A 24,852-nucleotide genomic window follows, 5' to 3' on the forward strand; every position below is an offset into this window, starting at 1 on the left:
GTCGCACGCCGGCCGGTCCCATCACCGCGAAGTTATCCCCGGCGAACCATCGCGCGGGACCAGCCGGAGGTGGATCTTGGGGTGGAGAAACGCCCGGGCGCGGCCCAGCGGGACTGTGGTTGAAAGCAGGAGTAACGTTCCTCACCGGTAACAGCACCTTGCGTCACGAGACGATGCGGAGGCCGGATGTTCGCGCAAGAATCGGTCCTGAGGCTGGACGCCCAGGCGATCGACTACATCATCATCGCGTTGTACTTCGTCTTCGTGCTCGGCATCGGGTACCTCGCCAAACGCGCGGTCTCGAACAGCCTCGACTTCTTCCTGTCCGGCCGCTCGCTGCCGGCCTGGGTGACCGGCCTGGCGTTCATCTCGGCCAACCTCGGCGCGATCGAGATCATGGGCATGTCGGCCAACGGCGCGCAGTACGGCATGCCGACCGTGCACTACTTCTGGATCGGCGCGATCCCCGCGATGCTCTTCCTGGGGGTCGTGATGATGCCGTTCTACTACGGCTCCAAGGTGCGCAGCGTGCCGGAGTTCATGCTGCGCCGGTTCGGCAAACCGGCCCACCTGGTGAACGCGATCAGCTTCGCGGTCGCGCAGGTGCTGATCGCGGGCGTGAACCTGTTCCTGCTCGCCACCATCGTCAACGTGCTGCTGGGCTGGCCGATCTGGGTCTCGACGGTCGCTGCCGCCATCATCGTTCTCAGCTACATCACGCTCGGCGGCCTGTCGGCGGCGATCTACAACGAGGTGCTGCAGTTCTTCGTGATCGTCGCCGCGCTGCTGCCGCTGACGATCGTCGGCCTGCACAAGGTCGGCGGCTGGCAGGGACTGGTCGACAAGGTCTCGGCCGGACCTGGAGGCGGCGAGCAGATGAGCGCCTGGCCGGGCAACGAGCTGAGCGGGTTCACGAACAGCACGTTGTCGGTGATCGGCCTGGTCTTCGGCCTCGGCTTCGTGCTGTCGTTCGGCTACTGGACGACGAACTTCGTCGAGGTCCAGCGGGCGATGGCGAGCAAGAACATGTCGGCGGCCCGGCGGACGCCGATCATCGGCTCGTTCCCGAAGATGTTCATCCCGTTCATCGTGATCATCCCCGGCATCATCGCCGCGGTCGCCGTACCGGAACTGCAGGCGGTCAAGGCCGGCACCGGGTCGGAGGTCACCTACAACGACGCGTTGCTGCTGCTGATGCGTGACCTGCTGCCGAACGGCATGCTCGGCCTGGCGATCACCGGTCTGCTGGCGTCGTTCATGGCCGGTATGGCGGCGAACCTGAGCTCGTTCAACACCGTCATGACGTACGACCTGCTCGAGCGGTACGTGATCAAGGACCGCAGCGACGACTTCTACCTGCGGACCGGGCGCTGGGTGACCGTGATCGGCACGCTGGTGGCGGTCGGTACGGCGGCGATCGCGTCGGGCTACAGCAACCTGATGGACTACCTGCAGCAGTTGTTCTCGTTCTTCAACGCGCCGCTGTTCGCCACCTTCATCCTCGGTATGTTCTGGAAGCGGATGACGGCGACGGCCGGCTGGGTCGGTCTGGTCAGCGGTACGTCGACCGCCGTACTGGTGTTCATCCTGTCCGAGACCGGCGTGATCAACCTGCCGGGTCAGGGCGCCAGCTTCGTCGGGGCCGGTGCGGCGTTCGTCGTCGACATCCTGATCAGTGTCGTGGTCAGCATGGTCACCAGGCCGAAGGCGGACGAGGAACTGAAGGGGCTCGTGTACTCCCTGACCCCGAAGGAGGACCGGACCGAGGTGGCCCAGGAGGGCGACCACGGCTGGTACCGCAAGCCGACCCTGCTGGCGGGGATCTCGCTGGCGATGGTCGTCGTCCTGAACATCGTCTTCGGCTGACCCGGAAAGGAAGCGGCAGATGGCAGACAAGAAGAAGGCCGGAGCGTTCGACATCCGGGTGGTGATCGCGCTGCTGGTCGGCGTGTACGGAGTGGTGCTGACGGTCCTCGGCATCATCGCCGACCCGGCCGAGGTGGCCAAGGCCGACGGCCTGAACATCAACCTGTGGGGCGGTCTGGCGATGATCGTGTTCGCGCTGCTCTTCGTCGCGTGGTCGCGGCTGCGGCCGATCGTCGTACCGGCCGAGCCCGCGGAGAAGGCACCGACCGAGTAGGCATGACCTCCGGCGCTGCTGGTCGTTGTAAGACCACTAGCGCCGGTGGTCCTTTGCGGTGGGACGCCGGCATCGCCCCCGTTCCACCGCGAAGGACCACGTATGCCTGCTGCAGCTCCGTTGTCCCGCCGGGCCTTCCTGGCCCGGATCGGTGTGCTCGGTGCGGCGCTGGGTGGAGGCGGCCTGCTGGCCCGCGGCCTCCTCGCCCCGGCCGACGCCGCCACCGGTAACCCGCTCCTGCCACCCGCCGTCGACCTGATCCGGCCGGTGCTGGCCGAGCTCGCCCGCGACACCCTGAACGGCCTGACCGTCTTCGCGATGCCCGGCCCGGACGCCTACTCCCGCACCCAGGGCACCCCGAGCGGTACGCCGGGCGCGATGGAGTCCGGCGCGACCGACTTCATGATCGAGGCCCTGGACAACTTCGTCCCGTTCCCCGACGCGATCGCGCAGCCGATCTCGGCCGCGCTCGTCACCGGGCTCGCGGACAGCGGCATCGCCCTGCCCGGGCTCGAGCTGCTCCCGCCCGAGCTGCGGCAGCTGGACCGCGCGCTCGCGTCGTACCTGCAGAGCGACGAGGCGATCCCGCTGTCGTTCCCGATCGCCGGCCTGCTGAACCTGATGGCCACGCAGGTGAATCCGCTCGCCGTCAACGGCGTGCACCTGTCGCCGTTCGCGCGGCTGACGTACGCCGAGAAGGCGGCCGCGTTCGCGTTGATCGAGAAGACCGACTCCGACCTCGTCGCGCTGCTCGACGTGCACTTCCCCGAGCCGCTGAAGGAGTCGGTGTCGGGGCTGCTCAAGTTCGTCGGCGGTGCGCTGATCGAGTTCGCCACCTTCGGCGCGTACAGCGAGTACGGCGTACTCGACAAGACCACCAAGACTCTCCGCGGGCGTCCGGTCGGCTGGACCCTCGCGGGCTACCAGCCGAACGGGCCGGTCGAGGGCTGGGACGACTTCATCGGCTACTACCAGGGACGCAAAGAGGTGCACGACTGATGCGCGACGTGATCGTGATCGGGGCCGGCGGTGGCGGCCCGGTGGTCGCCAAGGAGCTGGCCGCGAAGGGGCTCGACGTCCTGCTGCTGGAGGCCGGGCCGCGGCACGCGAAGCCGCGGGAGGAGTGGAGCACCTTCGAGGAGGACGCGAACAACCCGCTGTCGGGCTACTTCCGGCTCGGCCCGACCGACCGCAGCAAGCCGGCCTGGTACCGGGAGTGGCCGCAGAACTCGTTCGTCTGGCAGCTGTCCGGCGTCGGCGGGACCACTCAGCACTTCTACGGCAACTACCCGCGCGCGTACCCGGGCGTCTTCACGGGGTACGACGGTGCCGACCGCAACGAGTACGACGTGAACCACCGGTTCCCGTTCACGTACTCGGAGCTGGTGCCGTACTTCGAGTGGGTCGAGGCGACGATGCCGGTGATGACCGCGGCGATGGGCACCAAGGAGCAGACGTTCTTCAAGGGCGCCGAGACGCTCGGGCTGCCGGTGCAGACCACGAAGACCACGCACCGGCCGTCGTACCGGCCGCAGGAGAACGCGATCCTGCAGCCCGGCGGGACGGCCGGCAAGACGTCGGACAAGAACCTGCTGAACTACCCGCAGGCGACCGGATGCACCTTCTGCGGCTACTGCTTCCAGGGCTGCATGCGGCCGAACGGTGCCCCGCGCAACCAGTTCGCGAAGCGCTCGACCGACAACAGTTACGTGCCGATGGCACTGACCGCGAACGTGTGGGCGCGCGGCGGCAAGCCGGTCGAGCTGATCGCCGACGCGTACGTGACGAAGGTGCACAGTGAGAAGCGCAACGGCGAGCTGACCGCGACCGGCGTGACGTGGCGGGACAACGTGTCCGGTGACGAGCACCGCGAGGACGCCCGCGTCGTCGTGATGGCCGGCGGCTGCACCGAGAACCCGCGGCTCTGGTTCAACAGCGGCCTGCCGAACCCGAACGGCTGGGTCGGCCGCGGCTACACCGACCACTTCTTCGACTGGATGATCGGCTCGTTCGACGACTACACCGGCAACCCGAAGGGCGTCGGGTCCAGCGCGCGGCTCGACTACCCGGGGTACGGCGGGCTGGAGAACGTCGGGCTGCCGCCGGCGCTGAACGCGTTCTCCGGGACGCTGTCGGACAGCGGGATCCGCGGCCAGTACAAGAACGGTCGCGGCGCGACGGGGCCGTGGGACGGGCCGGCCGGGCGCGTGATGGGCCCGGAACTGAAAGAGTTGATGGCCGGCGGCATCGACCACCTGCTGACCGTGCTGGTGATCACCGACGACGACGTCGAGGCGCAGAACCGCGTCACGCTGTCGGCGCTGCCGGCCGACGAGAACGGGCCGATCCCGAAGGTCACCTTCAAGCAGCGCAAGCGGACCCGGCGTACGGTGCGCAACCGGGAGTTCATGGCTCGCAAGGCGGCCGAGCTGCTGCGCGGCGCCGGCGCGAAGAAGGTGTACCGGGTCGACTGGGCGCCGCTCATCCTGCACGTCCAGTCGTCGATGCGGATGGGGGAGTCGGAGAAGAACTCGGTGCTCGACGCGCGCGGCGAGGCCCGGGCGGTGAAGCGGCTGTTCATCGCCGACAACTCGGCGCTGGCCAACGGCCTCGGCGGCCCGAACCCGACGCTGACCAGCCAGGCGGTGGCGACGCGGACGGCGGAGAAGATCTTCCAGACGTACTTCGACGGGGACCCGTGGGTGCGGACGTCGGCGCCGGTGGTGTCGACCGACCCGCGGATCAGCGTGCGGTTGGGGCAGCTCGGGCTGTAGCTGTGTCCGTTTCACGAACATCGGCGTCCGGCGCGGTCCTGCCGTCCGGGCGCCGGTGTTCCTAGGCTCGAAGTACCCCGACGAGGAGGACTTCGAGATGACTGTGACCACTGATCTTTCGGCGCTGGCTCAGCAGTACGCGACGCAGGGCTTCGTACTGGTGAAAGGCCTGCTCAGCAAGGAGGAGGCCGCGTCGTACCGGGAACGCAGCCACGCCCTGCTGGCGCAGCTGAACCGGAGCGACGACCCGACCTGGAAGTCGGCGATGGGCCTGTCCGACGGCGCCACCCGGCTGCAGCACCTGCACGACGCGCAGTTCTACGACGCGGCGTACTCGCGACTGCTGGTGGACCCGCGGTTCACCGACGTGGCCGCCGCGGTGATGGGCGTGGACAACGTCCAGCTGCACCACACGAAGCTGTTCGTGAAGCCGCCGGAGAACGGGTCGCCGTTCCCGCTGCACCAGGACTACCCGTTCTTCCCGCACACCTACCACCGGGTCGGTGCGGCGATCTTCCACTTCGACGACGCGCCGGAATCCAAGGGTTGTGTGCGGGTGATCCCGGGCAGCCACCTCGAAGGGCCGCGCGAGCACGACCCGGAGGGGTCGTTCCACCTGCCCGACGTACCGTTCGAGTCCGCTGTCCCGCAGCCGGCCGAGGCGGGGGACGTGCTGTTCTTCACCTACCTGACCGTGCACGGCTCGGGCGTGAACGTGAGCGACGAGGCGCGGACGACGTGGCTCGTGCAGTACCGCGACGCGGGCGACCCGCCGTCGGTGAAGACCCACGACCACTCGCTCGGTCAGGGCATGATGCTGCGTGGGGTCGACCCGACCGGCAGGAGCACCGTTTGAGCTTGTCGTCCGTTGCGGCGGCTGATCGTTTCGTCGACCTCGCAGGGCTACTGGAGTCCTGCGAGGTCGACGGGTTTCGCGCGGACTTCGTGAGCTGGGGGCACTACCGGCCGGAGTACTGGCGCAACTACTGGCACAGCCACTCGTTCCACGAGGTCTGCCTGGCCTACTCGGGCGAGGGCCGCTTCAACGTGAGGGATTCGGAGTACGCCGTGGCGCCCGGCACCCTCTTCCTCGCCCGGCCCGGCGACACCCACGAGATCGAGTCCAGTCGATCGGAGCCGCTGGGCATCGCCTTCTGGGGCTTCACGTTCCGCCCGGTCTCCAGTGTCTCCGGTGCAGGTTGGTGGTCCGGCCTCACTCGGTCGGACGGACCTGTTGTCTCCGAAGCCGTTGGAGGCCTGACGGCTACGGTCTCTGCCCTTGCTGCAGAAGCTGCTGTTCCCCGATCCGGCTACCAGGCTTCTCTGGCTGCTCTCGGCTCTGCTCTGGTGGTCGACACCGCTCGGGCCTTCGCACTGGAGGAGGACCTGGCCGTCGAACCAGTCGGTCGCTCGCAGTCCCGCGACCGGGTCGTGGTGGACGCCATGCAGCGTCTGCTGCTCGACAACCTGGCCCGGCCGATCACCGTGCGGGAGGTGGCGGCCGCGGTCCACCTGTCCGAGCGGCACACCGAGCGGCTCTTCCGCTCGGTCACAGGCGACTCCCTGATGTCCACACTGCGCCGCCTCCGGCTGGAGCTCGCTGCTCAACTCCTGCTCGACCCGTCGAACACCGTGACCCAGGTGGCCCACGCAGCCGGCTACTCCGACGTCCGTCCCTTCTCGACGGCCTTCCGCCGCCACTACGGCAGCACACCGACCGCCTACCGCCGTACGGGCGGTACTACGTTCGTCAGTTGACCCGTCGGCCGGCCAGCGCGGCCACCTGGCTGAAGTACGCACGGAACGACGCCTCGTCGGCCTCGTCCACCTCCAGATGGGTCCCGGCGAACCGGAAGTCGAGCCGGTCCGTCCCGTAGAGCGGTGACGCACTGTCCCGCACGACACCGACGAACAGCTGCCCGGGCTTGCCCGGCTTCTTGAAGTGCACCAGCACCCCGAGCCACTCCAGCGGCACCCGGAAGGTCTCGCCGGACCGGCTGAGGTCGAACAGCTCGAAGACCCCTCGATCTGTGCGTGCGTGCAGGTCTCGGTAGTCAAAGGTGAGCGGATCCATCCGCGTAACCTATCGGCTCAGTCACTGGTACGAGTGCGCCACAGGGCGACCACGGCGACCAGGCCGGCGAGTGCTGGGAGCAGGCCGAGGGTCCCGTGGAACAGGGGGACGATCGTCTCGTACGCCTCTCCGCCGATGCTCGCGTCGATGAGTGCGACGGTGGCGCCGACCGCGAAGAGCGTCGTACCGACCCAGCGGGTCCAGCGCTTGCCGCGGCTCACTCCCGCCAGAGTCGTCAGCCAGCCGACGAGTCCAAGCACTCCGACGGCGACCAGGTAGGCCGTGATCGCGGTCCGGTCCTTGCTGACGTCGGCGGCCGACCAGTCCGGGTACGCGCTGCGCACGTGGTCGCCGATGCTGTCGACCGTCGCCAGGTCGACCAGCGGTGCGGCTGTCGCCAGCACGGTCAGCACCAGCCCGGCGACGAGGGCCTTCTTCGGGGACATGCTCGATCCTCCTCATTCTTACGGCGTAAGTTTCAGCTCTACGGTAAACTTACGGCGTAAGAATGATCAAGTCGAGGAGATTCTCGTGCCAGGACGCCGTACGCAGGGGCAGAGCGCCGGACTCACCCGCGAGGCGGTGCTGCGCGCTGCCGTCGTACTGGCCGACCGCGAGGGGCTGAAGGCGTTGTCGATGCGTCGGCTCGGTGCTGAGCTGGGCGTCGAGGCGATGACGCTCTACCACCACCTGCCGAGCAAGGACGCCTTGCTGGACGGTCTGGTCGAGCAACTGGTCGCCGGCGTGACTGCGCCGCAGTTCGAGTCCTCGTGGCAGGAGGGACTCCGCGGTTACGCAGTGGGCCTGCGGTCGGCTCTGCTGGCCCACCCGAACCTGGTTCCGCTGATCGCCTCCCGCCCGGCTGTCACCGCCCAGAACCTGCAGGTGATGGAAGCGGCCCTGCAGGGACTAGCAGTCGCAGGACTCGAGCCGGCCGACGCGCTGGACGTCCTGTACGCCGTGAGCGGCTTCGTCGTCGGCCAGGTCGTGACGGCGTCGGAGGGCGACCCGGTCGACCACCTGGTGGCGATCGACGCCGGGGAGTTCCCGCTGCTGGCCAAGGCGGCAGCCGCCGTACCGGCCCGCGATGCGGACACGCGTTTCACGTACGCGCTCGACGCCCTGCTGAAAGGACTCGACGCAGGGCGGTAGTATGGGTGTATGCGAGTGAGCCTGCTCCTTAGTTAGCCGTACTGGCAGATCCAGGTCAGTACGGCGTCCCCTCCTGTGTGAGGGGCTTTTTCATGTCTGGGATGCCTTTCTGGCACATTTGGGCTCAACCATCACAGAAGAATGCGGGAGTAGGACCGTGAGCGAGCAGGTGGAAGACACTCCGATCGACCGGGGCGGCTACGACTTCAACGCCATGCAGGACAAGTGGCGGCCGGTCTGGGAGAAGCTCGACCCGTTCAAGGCCAAGGACGACGGCTCGGCCGAGCGGCGCTACGCGCTGACGATGTTCTCCTACCCGTCGGGCGACCTGCACATGGGCCACGGCGAGGTCTTCGCGCTGCACGACGTCCTGGCCCGGTACTGGTTCCAGCAGGGCTACGACGTGATGAACCCGATCGGCTGGGACTCCTTCGGGCTGCCCGCCGAGAACGCGGCGATCAAGCGCGACGAGCACCCGGCGACGTACACCTACGCCAACATCGAGACCCAGGCCGAGTCGATCCGGCGCTACGCGCTGAGCTTCGACTGGTCGCGCCGGCTGCACACGTCCGACCCGGAGTACTACAAGTGGACGCAGTGGCTGTTCCTGCAGTTCTTCGAGCGTGGACTGGCCTACCGCAAGGCGTCGTTCGTCAACTGGTGTCCGCACGACCAGACCGTGCTGGCCAACGAGCAGGTCGTCCAGGGCCGGTGCGAGCGGTGCGGCCACGAGGTCACCAAGCGTGAGCTGACCCAGTGGTACTTCAAGACCACCGAGTACGCGCAGCGCCTGCTGGACGACATGGACCAGCTGCAGTGGCCCGAAGAGATCCTGCTGATGCAGCGGAACTGGATCGGCCGGTCCGAGGGCGCCTTCGCCTCGTTCCAGGTCGAGGGCCGCGACGAGCCGATCAAGGTCTTCACCACTCGCCCCGACACGCTGTTCGGCGCTACCTTCATGGTCGTCGCGCCGGACGCCAAGCTGGCCGAGGAGCTGGTGACGCCGGACCAGCGGCCGGCCTTCGACGAGTACCTGAAGGCGGTCAAGGCCTCCACCGAGATCGAGCGGCTGAGCACCGAGCGCGAGAAGACCGGTGTCTTCCTGGGCTCGTACGCGATCAACCCGGTCACCGGCGAGCGGATCCAGATCTGGGCGGCCGACTACGTGCTGGCCGACTACGGCACCGGCGCGATCATGGCCGTGCCCGGTCAGGACAGCCGCGACTGGGAGTTCGCCGAGAAGTTCGGCCTGCCGATCGTGCGCACCGTGCAGCCGGACGAGGGCTTCGACGGCAAGGCGTACACCGGTGACGGCCCGGCGATCAACAGCAGCAACGCCGAGATCAGCCTGGACGGGCTGCCGATCGGCGAGGCGAAGTCGAAGATCATCGACTGGCTGCAGGACAAGGAGCTGGGCGAGCGCACGATCAACTACCGGCTGCGCGACTGGCTGCTGAGCCGTCAGCGCTACTGGGGTGCGCCGATCCCGATCATCCACTGCCCTTCGTGCGGTGAGGTCCCGGTGCCCGAGAACCAGCTGCCGGTCGAGCTGCCGGATCTGCGCGGTGCGGCGCTCAAGCCCAAGGGCGTCTCGCCGCTGGCCTCGGTCCGCGAGTGGGTCGAGGTGGCCTGCCCGAAGTGCGGCGGTGCCGCCGAGCGGGACACCGACACGATGGACACGTTCGTCGACTCGTCGTGGTACTTCCTGCGCTACTGCTCGCCGGGCTACACCGAGGGCGCGTTCGACAAGGACGCGGTCAACCGGTGGATGCCGACATACCAGTACGTCGGTGGCAAGGAGCACGCCGTACTGCACCTGCTGTACGCGCGCTTCTTCACCAAGGCGCTGCACGACATGGGCCTGCTGGACGCCACCGAGCCCTTCACCCGGCTGCTGAACCAGGGCCAGGTGATCAACGAGGGCAAGGCGATGAGCAAGTCGCTGGGCAACGGGGTCAACCTGGGTGACCAGCTGGACGAGTTCGGCGTCGACGCGATCCGGCTGACGATGGTCTTCGCCGGTCCGCCGGACGACGACATCGACTGGGCCGACCTGTCCCCGGGCGGTTCGCTGCGCTTCCTGCAGCGCGCCTGGCGGCTGAGCGGCTCGGTGGAGGCTCCGGTCGGGGCCGACCCGTCCACCGGTGATCTGGCGCTGCGGAAGATCACCCACAAGACGGTGGCCGACGCGAGCGAGCTGATCGACTCGTACCGGTTCAACGTGATGGTCGCCCGGGTGATGGAGCTGGTGAACGCCACCCGCAAGGCGATCGACTCCGGCCCGGGTGCCGCCGACCCGGCGGTCCGCGAGGCGGCCGAGACGGTGGCGATCCTGCTCAGCCTGGTCGCGCCGTACACGGCCGAGGACATGTGGGAGAACCTGGGTCACCAGCCGACGGTCGCCAAGGCCGGCTGGCCGACGGTCGACCCGGCGCTGCTGGTCGAGGACTCCGTCACCTGCGTCGTACAGATCGCGGGCAAGGTGAAGGAGCGGCTGGAGGTCGCCCCGGACATCAGTGACGCCGACCTGGAGAAGCTGGCCCTGGACTCCGAAGCGGTGCAGAAGGCGCTGGACGGCCGCGGGGTGCGCAAGGTGATCGTGCGCGCGCCGAAGCTGGTCAACATCGTCCCGGCCTGACACTCTGGCGGGCATGCGTTCCGAGCTGATCGACGTACGGACCGGTACTGGTGAGGTCGTCTTCGACCTCACCAGCCGGTGTGAGCAGTTTGTCGCCGCCGAGGCCCACCAGGCCCAGGGCGACGGACTGCTGCACGTGTTCGTCCCGCACGCGACGGCGGGGGTGGCGATCCTGGAGACCGGTGCCGGGAGCGACACCGATCTCCTGGCGCTTTTGGAAGACCTGCTGCCGCGGGACTTCCAGTGGCAGCACCGGCACGGCACGCCAGGGCACGGCCGGGATCACGTGCTGCCGGCGTTGATCCCGCCGTACGCGTCGATCCCGGTGCTGGGCGGGCGGATGATGCTCGGGACCTGGCAGTCGATCTGCCTGGTGGACACGAACGTGGACAATCCTTCACGTCAGGTGCGGCTTTCCTGGCTGCCCTCGTGAATTACTGACCACCATTGTTTTGTGGCGGGTTTTTGCTGACGTATCGCGATGTTGCCGGACGTGTTACCTCGGCGAAACACGTCTTCGCTTGAATATCCGCATGGCAGCCCTTGACTCCTTGCTCGGCCTCGGTTCCGAGCTCCTCGTGCGCGCGACCAGGAACATCTGCGCCGGCAGCCTGCTCAACGCCGACCACGGCCGCACCGTCACCGCGGCCCGGCTCTCGGACTGGACCGAGGTCCTTTCCCTGTACGCCGAAAAGAATGCCGACGACGTCCGGATCAGTGCCTGATCGGGCATTCCTGTTCGGGCAGCAATTCCCCTGGTAATCGGTCTGTCCGGTGGCGCCGCCGCGGACGTGACCGCCCACCCCGCTCCGGTCACGTATCTTGTGCTGTGGCGGTGTGAGGCTCAGAAGGGGTGACGGGCTTTGGCGGACGCGGATGGCCGGAGCGGTTTCGCCGATCTCCTGCTCGACTTGAGGGTCAGGGCGGGGTTCTCCCAGGAGGAGCTGGCCGAGGCGGCAGGCCTGAGTGTGCGCACGATCCGCGAGCTGGAGGCGGGCCGGGTGGCTCGGCCTCGCAAGGACTCGGTGCGGCTGCTGGCTTCGGCGCTGGGGCTCCAGGACGCCGAGGGCTTCCTCGCGGCGGCTGGGCACGGGACTGTTCGGCCGGTGATCGCCGTGGGTGCTCCGGCGCCGACCGGCATGCGCTGGCGGGGGACCAGGCCGATTCCGGACGGGCTGGTCGGGCGGGACAAGGAGCTGGCCGAGCTGGCCGACCTGCTGCGGCAGAACCGTCTGGTCACGCTGGTCGGCCCTGGTGGGGTCGGGAAGACCGAGCTGGCGCTGGCTGCTGCCGATCGGTTCTCCGGTGCGGACACCACTGTCGTGGTCGTGGACCTGACGACGGTCCAGCGCGATGCCGCCGTACCGTCGGCGATTCTGGATGCTTTTGGTACGGCGCCCGGCACCTCCGACCTGGATGACGTGCTGTCCGGCCGGCAGCCGGGCGACCTGGTGATCGTGGAGGACAACGCCGAGCACGTGCTCGACGGAGTCGCCACGGTGGCGAACCGGATGGTCCGCAGCTTCCCGGGCGTCGGCGTACTGGTGACCTCGCGGATCCCGCTCGGGCTGCCGGACGAGGTGGTCCGCCGGGTCGAGGTGCTCGGCGTGCCCCGGAACGACCGGGACTTCGCGGAGATCGCCGCGAGTCCCGCGGTCGAGATGTTCGTACGACGGGCCGCGCGGGTCCGGCCGGACTTCTCGCTGACGCCGGAGAACGCGGCCACGGTCGCGCGGCTCTGCCAGCGGCTGGACGGGCTGCCGCTCGCGCTGGAGCTGGCCGCGGCGCGGGCCGGGTCGCTGTCGGTGGAGACGATCCTGACCGCGCTGGACGACCGCTTCCGGCTGCTGTCCGGGCCGCGCCGTTTCGGTGCGCCGCACCAGCGGACGCTGGCCGACACGATCGCCTGGAGCGTCGACGCGCTGTCCGACGCCGCGCGGCAGCTGCTGTACCGGGCGTCGATGCTGGGGTCGCCGTTCACGCTCGACGCGGTGGTCGGGGTCTGCACCGGGCTGCCGATCGACCCGCTCGACGTACCGATGCTGCTGGCCGAGCTGGTGGACAAGTCGCTGCTGCAGCCGGTGCTGGAGTTCGAGCAGCTGTACGGCGCGCGGTACAAGATGCTGGAGACGATCCGCGAGCACGCGTACGCCGGACTGACGTCGCAGGGCACCGACCTGACCGAGTTCCGCGACCGGGCCGTGGCGTGGTGCGCGGAGTACGTGAAGGGGCTGGAGGGCGCCTGGTCGAGTCCCGACCGCGACCGGCGGTACCGGGCGGCCAACGCGAACTCGGCGACGTTCGAGGTGGCGCTGGAGCGGGCCGCCGAGCTGGGCCAGTGGGACACCGCCGCGCAGATCGTGCTGGGCTTCCGGATCGCCTGGCAGTACCAGGCGAGCGTGGCGCAGAGCGGGATCCGCTGGGCCGTGGCGTGCGCCGAGAACGTGGTCGACAAGGAGGTCAGCGGGATGCTGCTGGCCATCGGCGGGCGGCTGTCGAGCCTTACTGGCGACGTACGGGCTGCTCGGCGGTTGTACGGCGAAGCGCGCACGCTGATCGCACCGGAGTCGGAGATGGGTCTGGTGGCTCGCGGCGGCTGGGTGTCGTCCGGGTCGCTGCTGCTGGACACGGCGAGCCTGGCGGAGATCCCGACGCTGGTGGCTGACGCGCGGGCGCACGGGAACGTCCAGCGGTCCGCCACAGTCCAGGCGATCTGTGGGCTGGCGCTGGGTCGGTGGGGTCGGCTGCCGGAGGCCAAGGAGTTGCTGCTGGCCTGGGAGGCCGCCCTGGTGAACCCGGGGGTCTACCCGGACGAGATCGCGTACATGGCGCTCAGCCGGGTCTCGCTCGAGCTGGGTGACCTCGTCGAGGCGCGGCGGTGGGCGGAGTTGGCCCGCGACAGCCAGGCCTCCGATGACCCGGAGCGGACGAAGATCGCCGGGTGCTTGGCGATGGTCGAGTTCGCGGAGGGGCGCTTCGACGAGGCGCAGGCCCTGCTGGACGAGGCCGACGCGGACATCCGCGGGCACCGGGGGTACTTCGACTATCTGGTGATGCTCTACCGGAGCCGGTTGGCCCGGCGTACGGGTGACCTTGCGGCGGCTCGTATCGCGATCCGCGACGCGGTCAGCCGGCTGCAGGTCGAGGGACGCGTCGTGTACCTGCTGGACGTCTTGCCGGAGGCTGTCGCCGTACTGCATGCAGCTGGGCAGTCTGCCGCGGCCGACCTGCTCTGCGGGCAGCTGCTCGCGTGGCAGCGGACGATGGACCCGCCGATGCTGCCGACCGCCTGGGCGGTGCTGCAGGAGTCGTGCTCGAGCGCCTCGCAGGCGCCGGGCTGGCCTGAGCCGAACCCGGCGGAGTCCGTACGACGGCTGGCGGACGACGTACTGCGGGCACTTTCGTAAACGTCGCTGCCGCGAAGCTGCCGGGGAACTGCCGGGGAACTGCCGGTTCTTCTGCCTCGTCGCGGGGGCCTGTCCCGACCAAGATATTCGGTGTAGGGCAGGTTCCACACAGACAGAGATCGACGGCCGGACCGGGTGTCCGAGGCAGGAGGTGGACCGTGACGAGGCAACCGCGGACCACCGACCGGCTCAGGGAGACCACGGGACGGGTGGAGGCGACACGGAGCAGGTCAGGCAGTGATCGGTGGGGGCGCCGTTCAGCTGTCGTGAAGCTCCGGAGTGCTGCGACGTGCGGGTCTGTCCTACGTAGTACCGGGTGCCGTGCGCCGTCAGGGCACCGGACCCGGGGTGGGGCTCCAGCAGAGGCCATGCACACGACACAGGGGACGAGTGCGGGCCCGGCCGACACGGGACAGCCGATGGGTTTGGTCACTCATCGGTGGGGTCGGCCGCTGGAGCTCCCCGGGGGGCTTTGTTTGCGGGGAACTGCGGGGGAATCAGTGGGGCACTGAACTGACAACCAGGGGGAGTCAGTTCGCAGCGGGGTGGCAGTCGGCGGAGGGGTCGGCAGCCACCTCGCTAGTCCTTCGTCGGCTGGTCCTTGGTCAGCTTGGACTTGTCGAAGGCGTAGCCGACCATCCAGTGCGGCTGGAGGCGGCAGTAGGCGATGTCGTCGGCCCAGCTCGACGGTGAGCTGCCGTAGTGGTTTGTGAGGTGTTGCTCGATCTCGTCGAAGTCGCTGTGGCCGGCCGTCAGGAACTCGACCTGACCGTGGCTGAACACCCCGATCCGCTCGCCGTCGACGTACGAGAGACTCGCGGCCGGCCTCTTGGTGAGGTGTCTGGCCTTCGCCGCCGAGTGCGCCGTCGTGAACACCCAGCGCGCGTGCAGGAAGTGTCCGTCGACCGCGCTGATCCGTGGCTCGCCCTTGGCCGTCACGGTGGCCAGGTTGAGCGTGCACATGCCGGTCAGCGCCTGGGTCAGCTCCTCGGCGGTCAGGTTCCGCTCGTCGGTGACGATGTTGCGCAGGTGCTCGGTCGAACGCCCGTACGCGGCGTCCAGCAGCTCCTGCAACTCCGTGATCTCCGCTGTGGTTTCCCTCATTCTCCCCACTCTCGCACCAGGCACCGACGAAAACTGTCCGGTAACCTCGCTGCATGTCAGCCCGCGTGCACGTCGTCACCGACTCCACGGCGGGCCTGTCTGCGCACGAGGTGCTCCGCCACCCGCTGACCGTCGTACCGCTGCAGGTGGTGATCGGCGGCGTCTCGTACGACGACGGCGGCACGAGCGCCGACGCCGTCGCGGAGGCTCTGAAGACCTTCACCCCCGTCTCCACCAGCCGCCCGTCACCGCAGTCCTTCGCCGACACGTACGCCGAGTGCGCGGCCGCCGGCGCCGAGTCCATCGTCTCGATCCACCTCTCCGGCGACATGTCCGGCACCGTCGAGGCCGCGATGATCGGCGCCAAGGAATCCCCGATCCCGGTCCGAGTCATCGACTCCCGCTCCCTAGGCATGGGCCTAGGCTTCCCCGCCCTGGCAGCCGCCGCCGCAGCCGCCAGCGGCGCCACCCAGCAAGAGGTCGAAGCCGCCGCCCGAGCCCGCATGTCGGCGATCTCGTCGTACTTCTACGTAGACACCCTCGAATACCTCCGCCGAGGCGGCCGAATCGGCCCAGCCCAAGCCTTGCTGGGAACGGCCCTAGCCGTAAAACCCCTCCTAACCATCAGCGGCGGCCGCATAGTCCCCCTCGAGAAGGTCCGAACCTCCTCCCGAGCCATAGCCCGCCTGGCCGACATAGCCGTCCAACGAGCCGGCACCGGCCCAGTCCAACTGGCAGTCCACCACCTGGCCAACCTGGACAAAGCCCACACCCTCGCCGACGGCCTAGCCACCCGCCTACCCCAAGCCGAGGAAATCGTCCTCCGAGAAGTAGGCGCCGTAATAGGAGCCCACGTAGGCCCCGGCATGCTCGCGGTAGTAGTAGCCCCGCAGTAACCGCCAGCCCACCTACTGACCACTCGCTCTCACTCAATCTCTTCCGGCCGCAGCGGCCTTAGCCCCCACAGAGCCTTCCCGGCCGCATCGACGCCGGCCCTGCCAACCGCCGTCTCCTCGGACCCACCCGCGCCCCCACCTCTCGCGCCCCCACCACCCCGCGCCCGCTCACCACCCCGGCGCCTCCAGCGTCCCCAGGGTCCGCCCCACCTATCGCGCCGCGGCCCACTTTCTTCTTCTCGTCCGGCCGCAGCGATCTCAGCCCCAACAGCCTTCCCGGCCGCATCGACGCCGACCCTGCCGACCGCCGCTTTCTCGGTCACCCCGCGCCCGCTCACCGCCGGCGCCCGCTCATCGCCCCGCGCCACCCCAGCGCGCCTGGGCACCCAGCGCCGCCCCACCTCGCCTATCGCACCCGCCCACCAAACTGAGCACCCTCTCACTTACCTCTCTTCCGGCCGCAGCGACCTCAGCCCCCACAGCCTTCCCGGCCGCATCGACGCCGACCCTGCCGACCGCCGTTTCCTCGGACCCGCCCGCGCCCCCACCTCCGGCGCCCCCACCATCCCGCGCCCGGTCACCATCCCGCGCCCGCTCACCACCCCGGCGCCCCCAGCGTCCGCCCCGCCTATCGCACCGCGGCCCACATCTTCTTCTCTTCCGGCCGCAGCGACCTCAACCCCTCACGACCTCTCCGGCCGCTTTGACGCAGACCCTGCCGACCGCCGTTTCCTCGGACCCACCCGCCCCGCTCACCATCCCCGCGCCCGCTCACCACCCCGCGTCGACTCACCGGTCGGCGCCGCCTCATCACCCCGCGCGCGCTCACCACCCCCACAACCTCCCCGGCCGCATAAAGCCGACCCCAACCTTCTCCACAGGCAAAAATCTCCCCCCGCCCACCCGCGGTTTCGCTCGTACCTTCCTTGTGTGAAGCCACCACGCCGCTCTCCCGCGCCGGATCCGGCCGACCGCCAGGCTGCCCTGGACCGGTTGCGCGCCGCCTCCGCCCCGAGACCGGCCGACGAACGGGAGGACCAAGTGCGAGGCGGATGGATCCCTGACACCGTGCTGCCCGAACGCCTACGCGGCAGCACCCGCTGGACCGTGGCCCCACGCCACCTCATCGTGATCGCCCTCGTCCTCGCCGCAGGCCTGACCTGGGCCGGCTGCACCGTCCTCCGCTCCCGCCCCCAACCAATCCCCGAACGCACAACCGAAACCCCCAGCGCCCTCACCACCGGCACCCCAGTCGCAGCCCCAACAACAGCCAAACCACCAACCCCACAAGCAACCCTCGTCATCCACGTAGCCGGCAAGGTCCGCCGCCCCGGCCTCATCCACACCAAGTCCGGCAACCGAGTAGCCGACGCCCTGGAAGCAGCCGGCGGCGCCCTCCCCGGCACCGACCTGACCACCCTCAACCTCGCCCGCCCCCTCACCGACGGCGAACAGATCCTCGTCGGCACCCCCAACCTCCCACCCACCACCAGCTCAACCAACCGCCCACCAACCCCCACCACCACAGGCCCGATCGACCTCAACACAGCGACGATCGACCAGCTCGACGACCTCCCCGGCGTAGGCCCGGTCCTCGCCCAACGCATCCTCGACTACCGCACCGAGCACGGCCGCTTCACCACCATCGACCAACTCCAGGAGGTCTCCGGCGTAGGCACCAAGAAGTACGAGGACCTGAAACCCCATGTCCGCATCTAGCGACCCCAGCAGTCTTCAGCCGAGCGACTCACGAGACCTCCACAACCCCATCCAGCAAGCCCCCTCCATCGCCGACCAAGACCCAGCTGACCAAGAAGAAGAGCCCACGCTCGACGCCCGCCTCCTCCTCCCCGCGACCGCAGGCTGGATCACCGCGATCCTCCTGATGCCTCGGGCAAGCATCGTCGCCGTCATCACCGCCGCAACAGCCACCGCCCTCACCCTGACCCTGCTCACCCTCGCCCTCCGCCGCCGCTCTCGACTCCTCTTCACCCTGGTCGCGATCACCGCCCTCTCCGCAGGCATGGCCGCAGCCTCAGCGCTCCAGATCCACCAACTCACCACCGGCCCCCTCCCAGCCCTGGCCGCCACCAACTCCACCGCCAAACTCCACCTCAAAATCACCAGCGACCCAGCCGTCCGCAGCACCCCCGGCAACCGCCGGCCGCCGTACGTCGTCCTCAAAGCCACCGCCGAACAGCTCACCGCGAAGGGGGCAACCACCCGCATCCGCACCAAGGTCCTTGTCATCGGCTCACCTGCCTGGCAGCACGTCCGCCTCGGCCAACACGTCGAAACCACCGGTCGCCTGAGCCCCGTAGAGCCCGGCTCTGACGTAGCCGCGATGCTCTCCGCCCGCTCAAACCCCACGATCATCGACGACCCAGCCTGGTGGCTTCTCGCGGCCGAACAGGTCCGCGCCGGCCTCCGAGAATCAGTCGAAGACCAGCCCGAAGATGTACGCGGCCTCGTGCCCGCCCTGGTCATGGGCGACGAATCAGCCCTCCCGCCCGACCTCGTTACCGATTTCCAACTCACCGGCCTGACTCACCTCTCAGCGGTCTCCGGCACCAACCTCACCCTCCTACTCGCCTTCGTCCTCCCACTCGCCAGGCTCCTCGGCGTCCGCGCCCGCGGCCTCACCGTCGTCGGCCTACTGATCGTCGTCGCCTTCGTCATCCTCGCCCGCCCCCAACCAAGCGTCCTGCGCGCCGCTGCCATGGGCCTGGTCGCCCTCGCCGCCATGACCACCGGCGGCACCAGACGCCGCGCAGTCCGAAGCCTCTCCGTCGCCGTCATCGCTCTACTCCTGCTCGACACCTCACTCGCCCGCTCGGCAGGCTTCGCCCTCTCCGTCCTCGCCACCGCCGGAATCGTTCTCCTCGGCCCCGGCTGGCGCGACGCCCTCGCCAACTGGATGCCACTCCGCCTGGCCGAGGCCATCTCCTGTCCACTAGCAGCCCAATTAGCCTGTACGCCGGTTGTCGCCTGGCTCTCCGGTCAGGTCTCCCTGGTCGCCGTCGCCGCCAACCTGCTCGCAGGTCCCGCGGTCGGCCCAGCCACCATCCTCGGCTTCGGCGCCGCCGGCATCGCCTTACTGAGTTCAGATCTGGCCCGCCTGGCGGGTTGGCTCGCAAGCTCGCCGGCCCGGTGGATCATCCTGGTCGCCGAGACCGGTGCAGACCTCCCAGGCGCCGTCAGCCCCTGGCCGGCCACGGTCGTCGGCGTCACGATCCTCACCCTGCTCTGCGTCGCACTGACCTTCGGCCTGCACCGAGTCCTCGCTCGTCCGCTGGCAGTCCTGCTCTGCTTGGCGATCCTCGTGTTCGTGGTCCTTCGTCCCACTCCACGCCTGGGCTGGCCACCCGCCAACTGGATCCTGGTCGCGTGCTCTGTCGGGCAAGGCGACGGCCTGGTACTGCGCGCAGGTCCGAACTCCGCCGTCGTGGTCGACACCGGCCCCGACCCAACCCCGATGGACCGCTGCCTTCAAGACCTCGGCATCACCCACATCCCGGTCCTGGTGCTCACCCACTTCCACGCCGACCACGCGGGCGGTCTCGCCGGTGCGCTCAACGATCGCCAGGTCGACGAGCTCGAGGTGACGCCGTACTTCTCCCCACCTGCCGAACACCGCCGAGTCCAAGCCCTGGCGGCAGCCCACCAGATTCCCGTCCGCCCAGTCACCTACCTCGAACGCCGAGCCGTCGGCGCCCTCACCTGGACGACCCTCTGGCCAGCCCAGGTCCCGTCCTTGCCCGACAACCCAGCGACCACCAGCGACAACGAAAGCTCACCCGAGAACAACGCCAGCATCGTCATGCTCATGGAGACCGCGGGCCTGCGCATCCTGCTCACCGGCGACCTCGAACCCGAAGCCCAACGCGCCGTCCTGGCCGCACACCCCGATCTCCACGCCGACATCCTCAAGGTCCCGCACCACGGATCAGCGCGGCAGGACCCGGCCTTCTTCGCCAAGGCTGGCCCCCGACTGGCCCTCATCTCCGTCGGCATCGCCAATGACTACGGTCACCCAGCCCCGCGGACGTTGGATCTCCTCACCCGAACCGGCACCACCATCCGCCGTACCGACACCGCCGGAGCCGTCGCCGTCACCACCGACGGCGACACCCTGGCCACTGCCACCCAAGGCCGACAGCCATGACCACCTCAACGTCAGTCAGGAATCCCAGATCGGCCCCAGGGCAGGGATTCCCAGTCGCTCCATCCCGTGCACCACCGACCAGGTCACCTTCTTGTTCGACACACAGATCACTGCCTCGGCCTCCGATTCCGCGTACGCCGCGTAGGCGAGCTTCACCATGTCTGGCTTACCCCTCGCGTCCGTATCCCAGATCACCGTGTCCGGTTGCGCGGCCAGGATCTCGTCGACGAGTTCCTGCCCGTACGTCTTCACCGGATCCCGCGTCACCCAGACCAGCGTGTGCGGCACCCGAGCAGCCAGCACGTGCGCCAGCACCGGACCGATCCCGCTGCCCGTCACTACGTAGACCACCCGCTTGAACACCGTCCCGTAGTTCGCCATCCCCGCAGTGGCCACCCCACGCACCCACACATGCGAAGGCGGTTCGTCGATGAACTCACCGGTCCAGTCCCCAGCCCGCGAAACCGCCATCCGGAAGCCGTCCTGCCCAGGCGTCGGAACCACCGCGAAGCTGTGCCACTGCCGCAACGGATGCCGCGAGATCGCCCGCGTCGTTCCAGCCATCGGCGTACTACGCCCGCTCTTCACCAACGCGACGTGCGACGACGGCCGCACCACCTCGATCGGAATCCGCCGCAACAACATCCACGGCACCAACGAGCTGACTGTGGTCACGACGAGTACCCACACGGTCGGCGTACTGGCCAACGCCGACCACAGCGCCTCTTCATCACGCCGCTCGTCCGCCAGCAGCACCGCACCGATCCAGAACAGTGCCGACAGCCCCCACCCACCGAACCGATGCACCCGCTCGAACAGGTCATGCCGCTTCGCCCGAACCTTCGGCCGCGAAGTCATCACAATCCCCACCAGCAAAGCAGCCTGTACGAAGTACACCGCCGTGAGCGCCATCCCGACGTGCCCGACAGCTACCACAACCAGCCCCAGAAACCAGAAGGTCCCACAAACCGCCCCACCCACATGCAACCCACCCAGGTGGTACCCCTTCGCCAACGCCCACCGCACCCGCAACGGCCACGACTTGGGCACCCGCATCACCAGCCGAGACAGCCCGTTCACCAAGAACTGCTGCCGAACCAGCACCCCCACCGCAAAGTTGCCCTGCGCAACCAATGCCAGGTTGACCACCCCCTGCAACCCGCCACCCCACCACGAGTTCCCCAGCCCGAGCCCGAGAATCACCAGGTTGATCCCCAGCACCATCACCATCAACCGATGGCTCTGCATCAACCGAGGATCCTTCAAAACTCGTCGCCCCAAAGGAAGCGGAGCCGGCAAGACCACCCCCGCCAACTCCGGCGCAGGCCGCCCCAACCTCCCGGCTGCCCCTGCCCCCGCCGCTGACTGTGCCCCTGCCCCCGCCGCTGACTGTGCCCCTGCCGCTGACGCCTCAGCCTGCCTCCCGACCGCAGAAGCCCCGCGATCCGCGACCTCCCTGACCAGCCCGTTTGCCCTTACGTGCAAGCGTTCTGGCCGCGTACAAACCGTCCGCCGACCATGCCCAACCCGACGCCCCGGCCTGCACTCCACCCCGGAAGCCAGATCGCGCTCCGCCAACGACAAATCCACCGCATCCATGAAATTCCCCCAGAATTTCGAAACCACCCCGAAGAGCGCCGGCGATCACCACCCCGATGACCAAGCCCACGCGAACCGCCGAACCACCCCGGCGTCACAGGCTGAGACGACCCCAATCCCACGCCAGTTCGCCCCCACCCCCGCGTGCAACCCCACTGCAACAAAACCTCAACAGTCCGAGGCTCTGTCTGGGAGTCGTCCCACGGAGAGCACTAGGACCAAGTGCAGGCCTGCCCCCGAACCCCCTGCCCGATCGCCCCCGCGCCCAGACTCGTCAGCACCGGCCGGAGCGCGTAGTCGATCACCAGCACGTGCGCCGGCGTACCGCCTGTTGCCCGTCGCGACGCCGATCCGGTCGCGACTGCCCGAATGGCTCACCCCGACGCGATGCTGTGGGGCGGAGACTTGCCAGCCCGCCAGCCCGCCAGCCCGCCAGCCCGCCAGCCCGCCAGCCCGCCAGCCCGCCAGCCCGCCAGCCCGCCAGCCCGCCAGCCCGCTGCACCGGTGGTGCTGCCCGTTGCCCGGTCCCCGTCGCCGGCTGCCCATTGCCCGCTGCCCGCAGCCGCGTCCGACTGGGCGGCCTGCCGCAGTCAACACCGACCAACTCCGCGCTGCATCGCGTCGCAAGGCGCGACGACCAGCCGACCGTGAGGACGGCGACGCTGTCCGCTCGGGCACCGCGCGCGACGCTGCCTGCTCGGGCACCGCGCGCGACGCTGTCCGCTCGGGCACCGCGCGCGACGCTGCCTGCTCGGGCACCGCGCGCGACGCTGTCCGCTCGGGCACCGCGCGCGACGCTCCCTGCTCGGCCACCGCGCGACGGTGTCTGCTCGACGACCCCGCGTCGGGGTGGGCGCGAGGATTGTCGGTACGGCGTGGGATGCTGGCCGCGTTATGGCTGCTAGGAAGAGTGGTGCGCCGAAGCTGGGTGACGTCTTGCTCGTCACCGGCTCGGAGACGTTTTTGGCGGATCGGGCGGTGCGGTCCGCGATCGCGGCTGTCTCCAAGGGAAAGACCGACGTCGAGGTCACCGACGTCGGCGCCGGCGAGCTCGACGTCGGCGACTTCGCCGAACTGACGGGTCCGTCGCTGTTCGCCACCGAGCGAGTGCTGGTGCTGCGGATGCTCGAGAACCTTCCGGCCGAGATGGTCACCCACCTGCTGGAGTACGCCGGGGCACCGGCGGACGACGTACTGGTCGTCCTCGTGCACTCGGGCGGACAGAAGGGCAAGGGCGTACTCGACAAGTTGCGCAAGGCGTCGGTCAACGAGGTCGTCGCAACCGCGCCGAAGACCTGGGAGCTCCCGCAGTTCGTACTGGGGGAGATCCGTTCGTTCGGTGGATCGATCGACGAGCACGCCGCCGCAGCCCTGGTCGACGCCGTCGGCCATGACCTGCGAGCCTTGTCGGGAGCCTGCTCACAGCTGGTCTCCGACTCCGACGGCCGGTCGATCTCCACCGACCTGATCAGCCAGTACTTCGGCGGCCGAGCCGAGGTCACAAGCTTCGCCGTAGCCGATGCAGCCATCGCCGGCCGTACAGAACCAGCCCTCGAACAACTCCGCTGGGCCCTCGACTGCGGAGTCGCAGCAGTCCTGGTCACGAGCGCAATGGCCGGCGGCCTCAGAGGCCTCGCCAAGTTCTCCAGCGCACCCCCCGGCCTCCGCGAAGCAGACCTGGCCCGCGAGGTCGGCGTACCCCCGTGGAAGCTGAAGTCCCTCCGCCAACAATCCCGCGGCTGGACCCCAGGCGGCCTCGCCACGGCGATCAAAGCAGTAGCCCAAGCAGACGCCGACGTAAAAGGCGCCTCCGGCGACGCCGGCTACGCCCTCGAACGCATGGTCATCACCGTAAGCCGATCCCACGGCAGACGCTGACAGCCCGTACAGCTCGCCCTGATCCCACGTCACCCAGCTCAGCCGGCCTGCGCCAGCCGAAGGCCGTCGGCCGCCTGTACAGCTTTCGCGCGGCTAGCACGCACGGCTCGCCCTGATCCCGCGTCACCCAGTCCAGCCGACCTGCACCTGCCGCAGGCCGTCGGCCGCCCGTACGGCTTTCGCGCGGCTAGCACGCACGGCTCGCCCTGATCCCGCGTCCCTCAGGCCAGCCGGTCTGCACCTGCCGCAGGCCGTCGGCCGCCCGTACGGCTATCGCGCAGTTGGCACGCACGGCTCGCCCTGATCCCACGTCACCCAGCCCAGCCGGTCTGCGCCAGCCACAGGCCGTCGGCCGCCGGTGCGGCACTCGCGCAGCTAGCGCGGGCTCCGGCACCCCAAGGCCCTGCTGCTCGCGTCGCTGTCGCCGCGCAGCTAGCACGTGCCGCGGCAACCCGAACCGCCGCTGCGAGTCCTAGCCTGCTCACCCGGCCAACGAACCTACGGATCGTTCCACCGCGTGCGCCCGAACGCGGCGCGCGACACCACTCACGCCGTACAAGCACGCCACCAGGTCGCCGTCCGGGTGGTGTGTGAGCGAGCGAGCTGAACTACCAGGCTCATCACGGGCACGCAACCCGCCGCCATCGCGCGCCGGTGCGCCGATGTCTCGCAGGCAAGTACGACGTCGAGAGGACCGAGCATCCGCCGGGCACCGGGCATTCACAGCGCAACGGTCATCCGTCGGGCGACGAGCACCCACCGGGCAACGGGCATCCGTTGGGCGACGAGCACCCACCGGGCTACGTGCATCTCGGGCAACGGGCATCTGCGGGGTGATGGGCATTCGCCGGGCTACGTGCATCCGCCGGGCTACGTGCAACGTGCATCCCGGGCGACGGGCATCCGCCGGGCATGGGCATCGCGGGCGACGGGTATTCGCCGGGCTACGTGTACCCGCCCAGCAACGAATGGCCGCCGACCTGTGAGCACCCGCAAGTGGGGGAGCCGGCGGCTGTGGCGACTGC

The 24,852-nt window shown here is 69.0% G+C and carries 19 protein-coding genes; 15 read left to right on the forward strand and 4 right to left on the reverse strand.

From position 1 onward, the window contains the following. Nucleotides 1-186 precede the first annotated feature (186 nt). From ACYVIO_RS18815 to ACYVIO_RS18840, 6 genes are all read left to right on the forward strand, one after another. Entirely contained in the window at nt 187-1,866 is a 1,680-nt protein-coding gene (locus ACYVIO_RS18815; protein ID WP_460652129.1) for a sodium:solute symporter family protein, read from the forward strand. 19 nt (nt 1,867-1,885) lie between these two features. After that, nucleotides 1,886-2,140, forward strand: coding sequence for a hypothetical protein (locus tag ACYVIO_RS18820; RefSeq protein WP_460652130.1), 255 nt, complete (start codon nt 1,886-1,888; stop codon nt 2,138-2,140). Nucleotides 2,141-2,242: 102 nt separating this feature from the next. Next, nucleotides 2,243-3,139: a hypothetical protein gene (locus tag ACYVIO_RS18825; RefSeq protein WP_460652131.1), complete on the forward strand. Its 897-nt coding sequence runs from the start codon at nt 2,243-2,245 to the stop codon at nt 3,137-3,139. Further along, nucleotides 3,139-4,914: a GMC family oxidoreductase N-terminal domain-containing protein gene (locus ACYVIO_RS18830; protein WP_460652132.1), complete on the forward strand. Its 1,776-nt coding sequence runs from the start codon at nt 3,139-3,141 to the stop codon at nt 4,912-4,914. Before ACYVIO_RS18825 ends, ACYVIO_RS18830 begins: the two co-directional genes overlap by 1 nt. Nucleotides 4,915-5,011: 97 nt before the next feature. Then, nucleotides 5,012-5,770, forward strand: a complete 759-nt coding sequence (locus tag ACYVIO_RS18835) for a phytanoyl-CoA dioxygenase family protein (RefSeq protein WP_460652133.1) — start codon at nt 5,012-5,014, stop codon at nt 5,768-5,770. Then, a complete protein-coding gene (locus tag ACYVIO_RS18840) occupies nt 5,767-6,672 on the forward strand; it encodes a helix-turn-helix domain-containing protein (RefSeq protein WP_460652134.1) in 906 nt (301 codons plus the stop codon). Before ACYVIO_RS18835 ends, ACYVIO_RS18840 begins: the two co-directional genes overlap by 4 nt. Here ACYVIO_RS18840 and ACYVIO_RS18845 read toward each other — a convergent pair. Both ACYVIO_RS18845 and ACYVIO_RS18850 read right to left on the reverse strand, forming a co-directional pair. Then, nucleotides 6,665-6,988, reverse strand: coding sequence for a hypothetical protein (locus ACYVIO_RS18845; protein ID WP_460652135.1), 324 nt, complete (start codon nt 6,986-6,988; stop codon nt 6,665-6,667). The two genes, ACYVIO_RS18840 and ACYVIO_RS18845, sit on opposite strands and share 8 nt — an antisense overlap. Before the next feature lie 17 nt (nt 6,989-7,005). Next, nucleotides 7,006-7,434 (reverse strand): hypothetical protein, encoded by a 429-nt coding sequence (locus ACYVIO_RS18850; protein WP_460652136.1) that lies wholly within the window; start codon nt 7,432-7,434, stop codon nt 7,006-7,008. Between the two features lie 85 nt (nt 7,435-7,519). Here ACYVIO_RS18850 and ACYVIO_RS18855 point away from each other — a divergent pair, with 85 nt between their 5' ends. From ACYVIO_RS18855 to ACYVIO_RS18875, 5 genes are all read left to right on the forward strand, one after another. Beyond that, nucleotides 7,520-8,140 carry a TetR/AcrR family transcriptional regulator C-terminal domain-containing protein gene (locus tag ACYVIO_RS18855; RefSeq protein WP_460652137.1) on the forward strand — a complete coding sequence of 207 codons (621 nt, stop codon included), beginning with the start codon at nt 7,520-7,522 and terminating at the stop codon, nt 8,138-8,140. Nucleotides 8,141-8,297: 157 nt separating this feature from the next. Then, nucleotides 8,298-10,778 (forward strand): leucine--tRNA ligase, encoded by a 2,481-nt coding sequence (leuS, locus tag ACYVIO_RS18860; RefSeq protein ID WP_460652138.1) that lies wholly within the window; start codon nt 8,298-8,300, stop codon nt 10,776-10,778. Nucleotides 10,779-10,791: 13 nt separating this feature from the next. Then, the gene (locus tag ACYVIO_RS18865; protein ID WP_460652139.1) at nt 10,792-11,211 is read left to right on the forward strand and encodes a YjbQ family protein; all 420 of its coding nucleotides are present in this window, start codon (nt 10,792-10,794) and stop codon (nt 11,209-11,211) included. 100 nt (nt 11,212-11,311) lie between these two features. Beyond that, a complete protein-coding gene (locus ACYVIO_RS18870; protein ID WP_460652140.1) occupies nt 11,312-11,503 on the forward strand; it encodes a hypothetical protein in 192 nt (63 codons plus the stop codon). 138 nt (nt 11,504-11,641) lie between these two features. Further along, nucleotides 11,642-14,185 (forward strand): ATP-binding protein, encoded by a 2,544-nt coding sequence (locus ACYVIO_RS18875; protein WP_460652141.1) that lies wholly within the window; start codon nt 11,642-11,644, stop codon nt 14,183-14,185. A 579-nt stretch (nt 14,186-14,764) separates the two neighbouring features. On the opposite strand, the gene ACYVIO_RS18880 is transcribed toward ACYVIO_RS18875, so the two are convergent. Continuing rightward, nucleotides 14,765-15,289 (reverse strand): pyridoxamine 5'-phosphate oxidase family protein, encoded by a 525-nt coding sequence (locus tag ACYVIO_RS18880; RefSeq protein ID WP_460652142.1) that lies wholly within the window; start codon nt 15,287-15,289, stop codon nt 14,765-14,767. Nucleotides 15,290-15,342: 53 nt separating this feature from the next. On the opposite strand from ACYVIO_RS18880, the gene ACYVIO_RS18885 reads away from it, so the two are divergent. From ACYVIO_RS18885 to ACYVIO_RS18895, 3 genes are all read left to right on the forward strand, one after another. Then, the gene (locus ACYVIO_RS18885) at nt 15,343-16,185 is read left to right on the forward strand and encodes a DegV family protein (protein WP_460652143.1); all 843 of its coding nucleotides are present in this window, start codon (nt 15,343-15,345) and stop codon (nt 16,183-16,185) included. Nucleotides 16,186-17,115: 930 nt separating this feature from the next. Further along, complete coding sequence (locus ACYVIO_RS18890) at nt 17,116-17,904, forward strand: helix-hairpin-helix domain-containing protein (RefSeq protein ID WP_460652144.1); 789 nt, start codon at nt 17,116-17,118, stop codon at nt 17,902-17,904. Beyond that, a complete protein-coding gene (locus ACYVIO_RS18895) occupies nt 17,891-20,350 on the forward strand; it encodes a ComEC/Rec2 family competence protein (protein ID WP_460652145.1) in 2,460 nt (819 codons plus the stop codon). The genes ACYVIO_RS18890 and ACYVIO_RS18895 overlap by 14 nt, the downstream gene beginning before the upstream one ends. Nucleotides 20,351-20,365: 15 nt before the next feature. Here the strand turns inward: ACYVIO_RS18895 and ACYVIO_RS18900 are convergent, their stop codons facing one another. Beyond that, complete coding sequence (locus ACYVIO_RS18900) at nt 20,366-21,598, reverse strand: ferredoxin reductase domain-containing protein (protein ID WP_460652146.1); 1,233 nt, start codon at nt 21,596-21,598, stop codon at nt 20,366-20,368. Nucleotides 21,599-22,843: 1,245 nt separating this feature from the next. Here ACYVIO_RS18900 and holA point away from each other — a divergent pair. After that, complete coding sequence (gene holA / locus ACYVIO_RS18905) at nt 22,844-23,827, forward strand: DNA polymerase III subunit delta (RefSeq protein WP_460652147.1); 984 nt, start codon at nt 22,844-22,846, stop codon at nt 23,825-23,827. The last annotated feature ends 1,025 nt before the right edge of the window (nt 23,828-24,852 follow it).

This window comes from Kribbella endophytica (genome assembly GCF_054781295.1).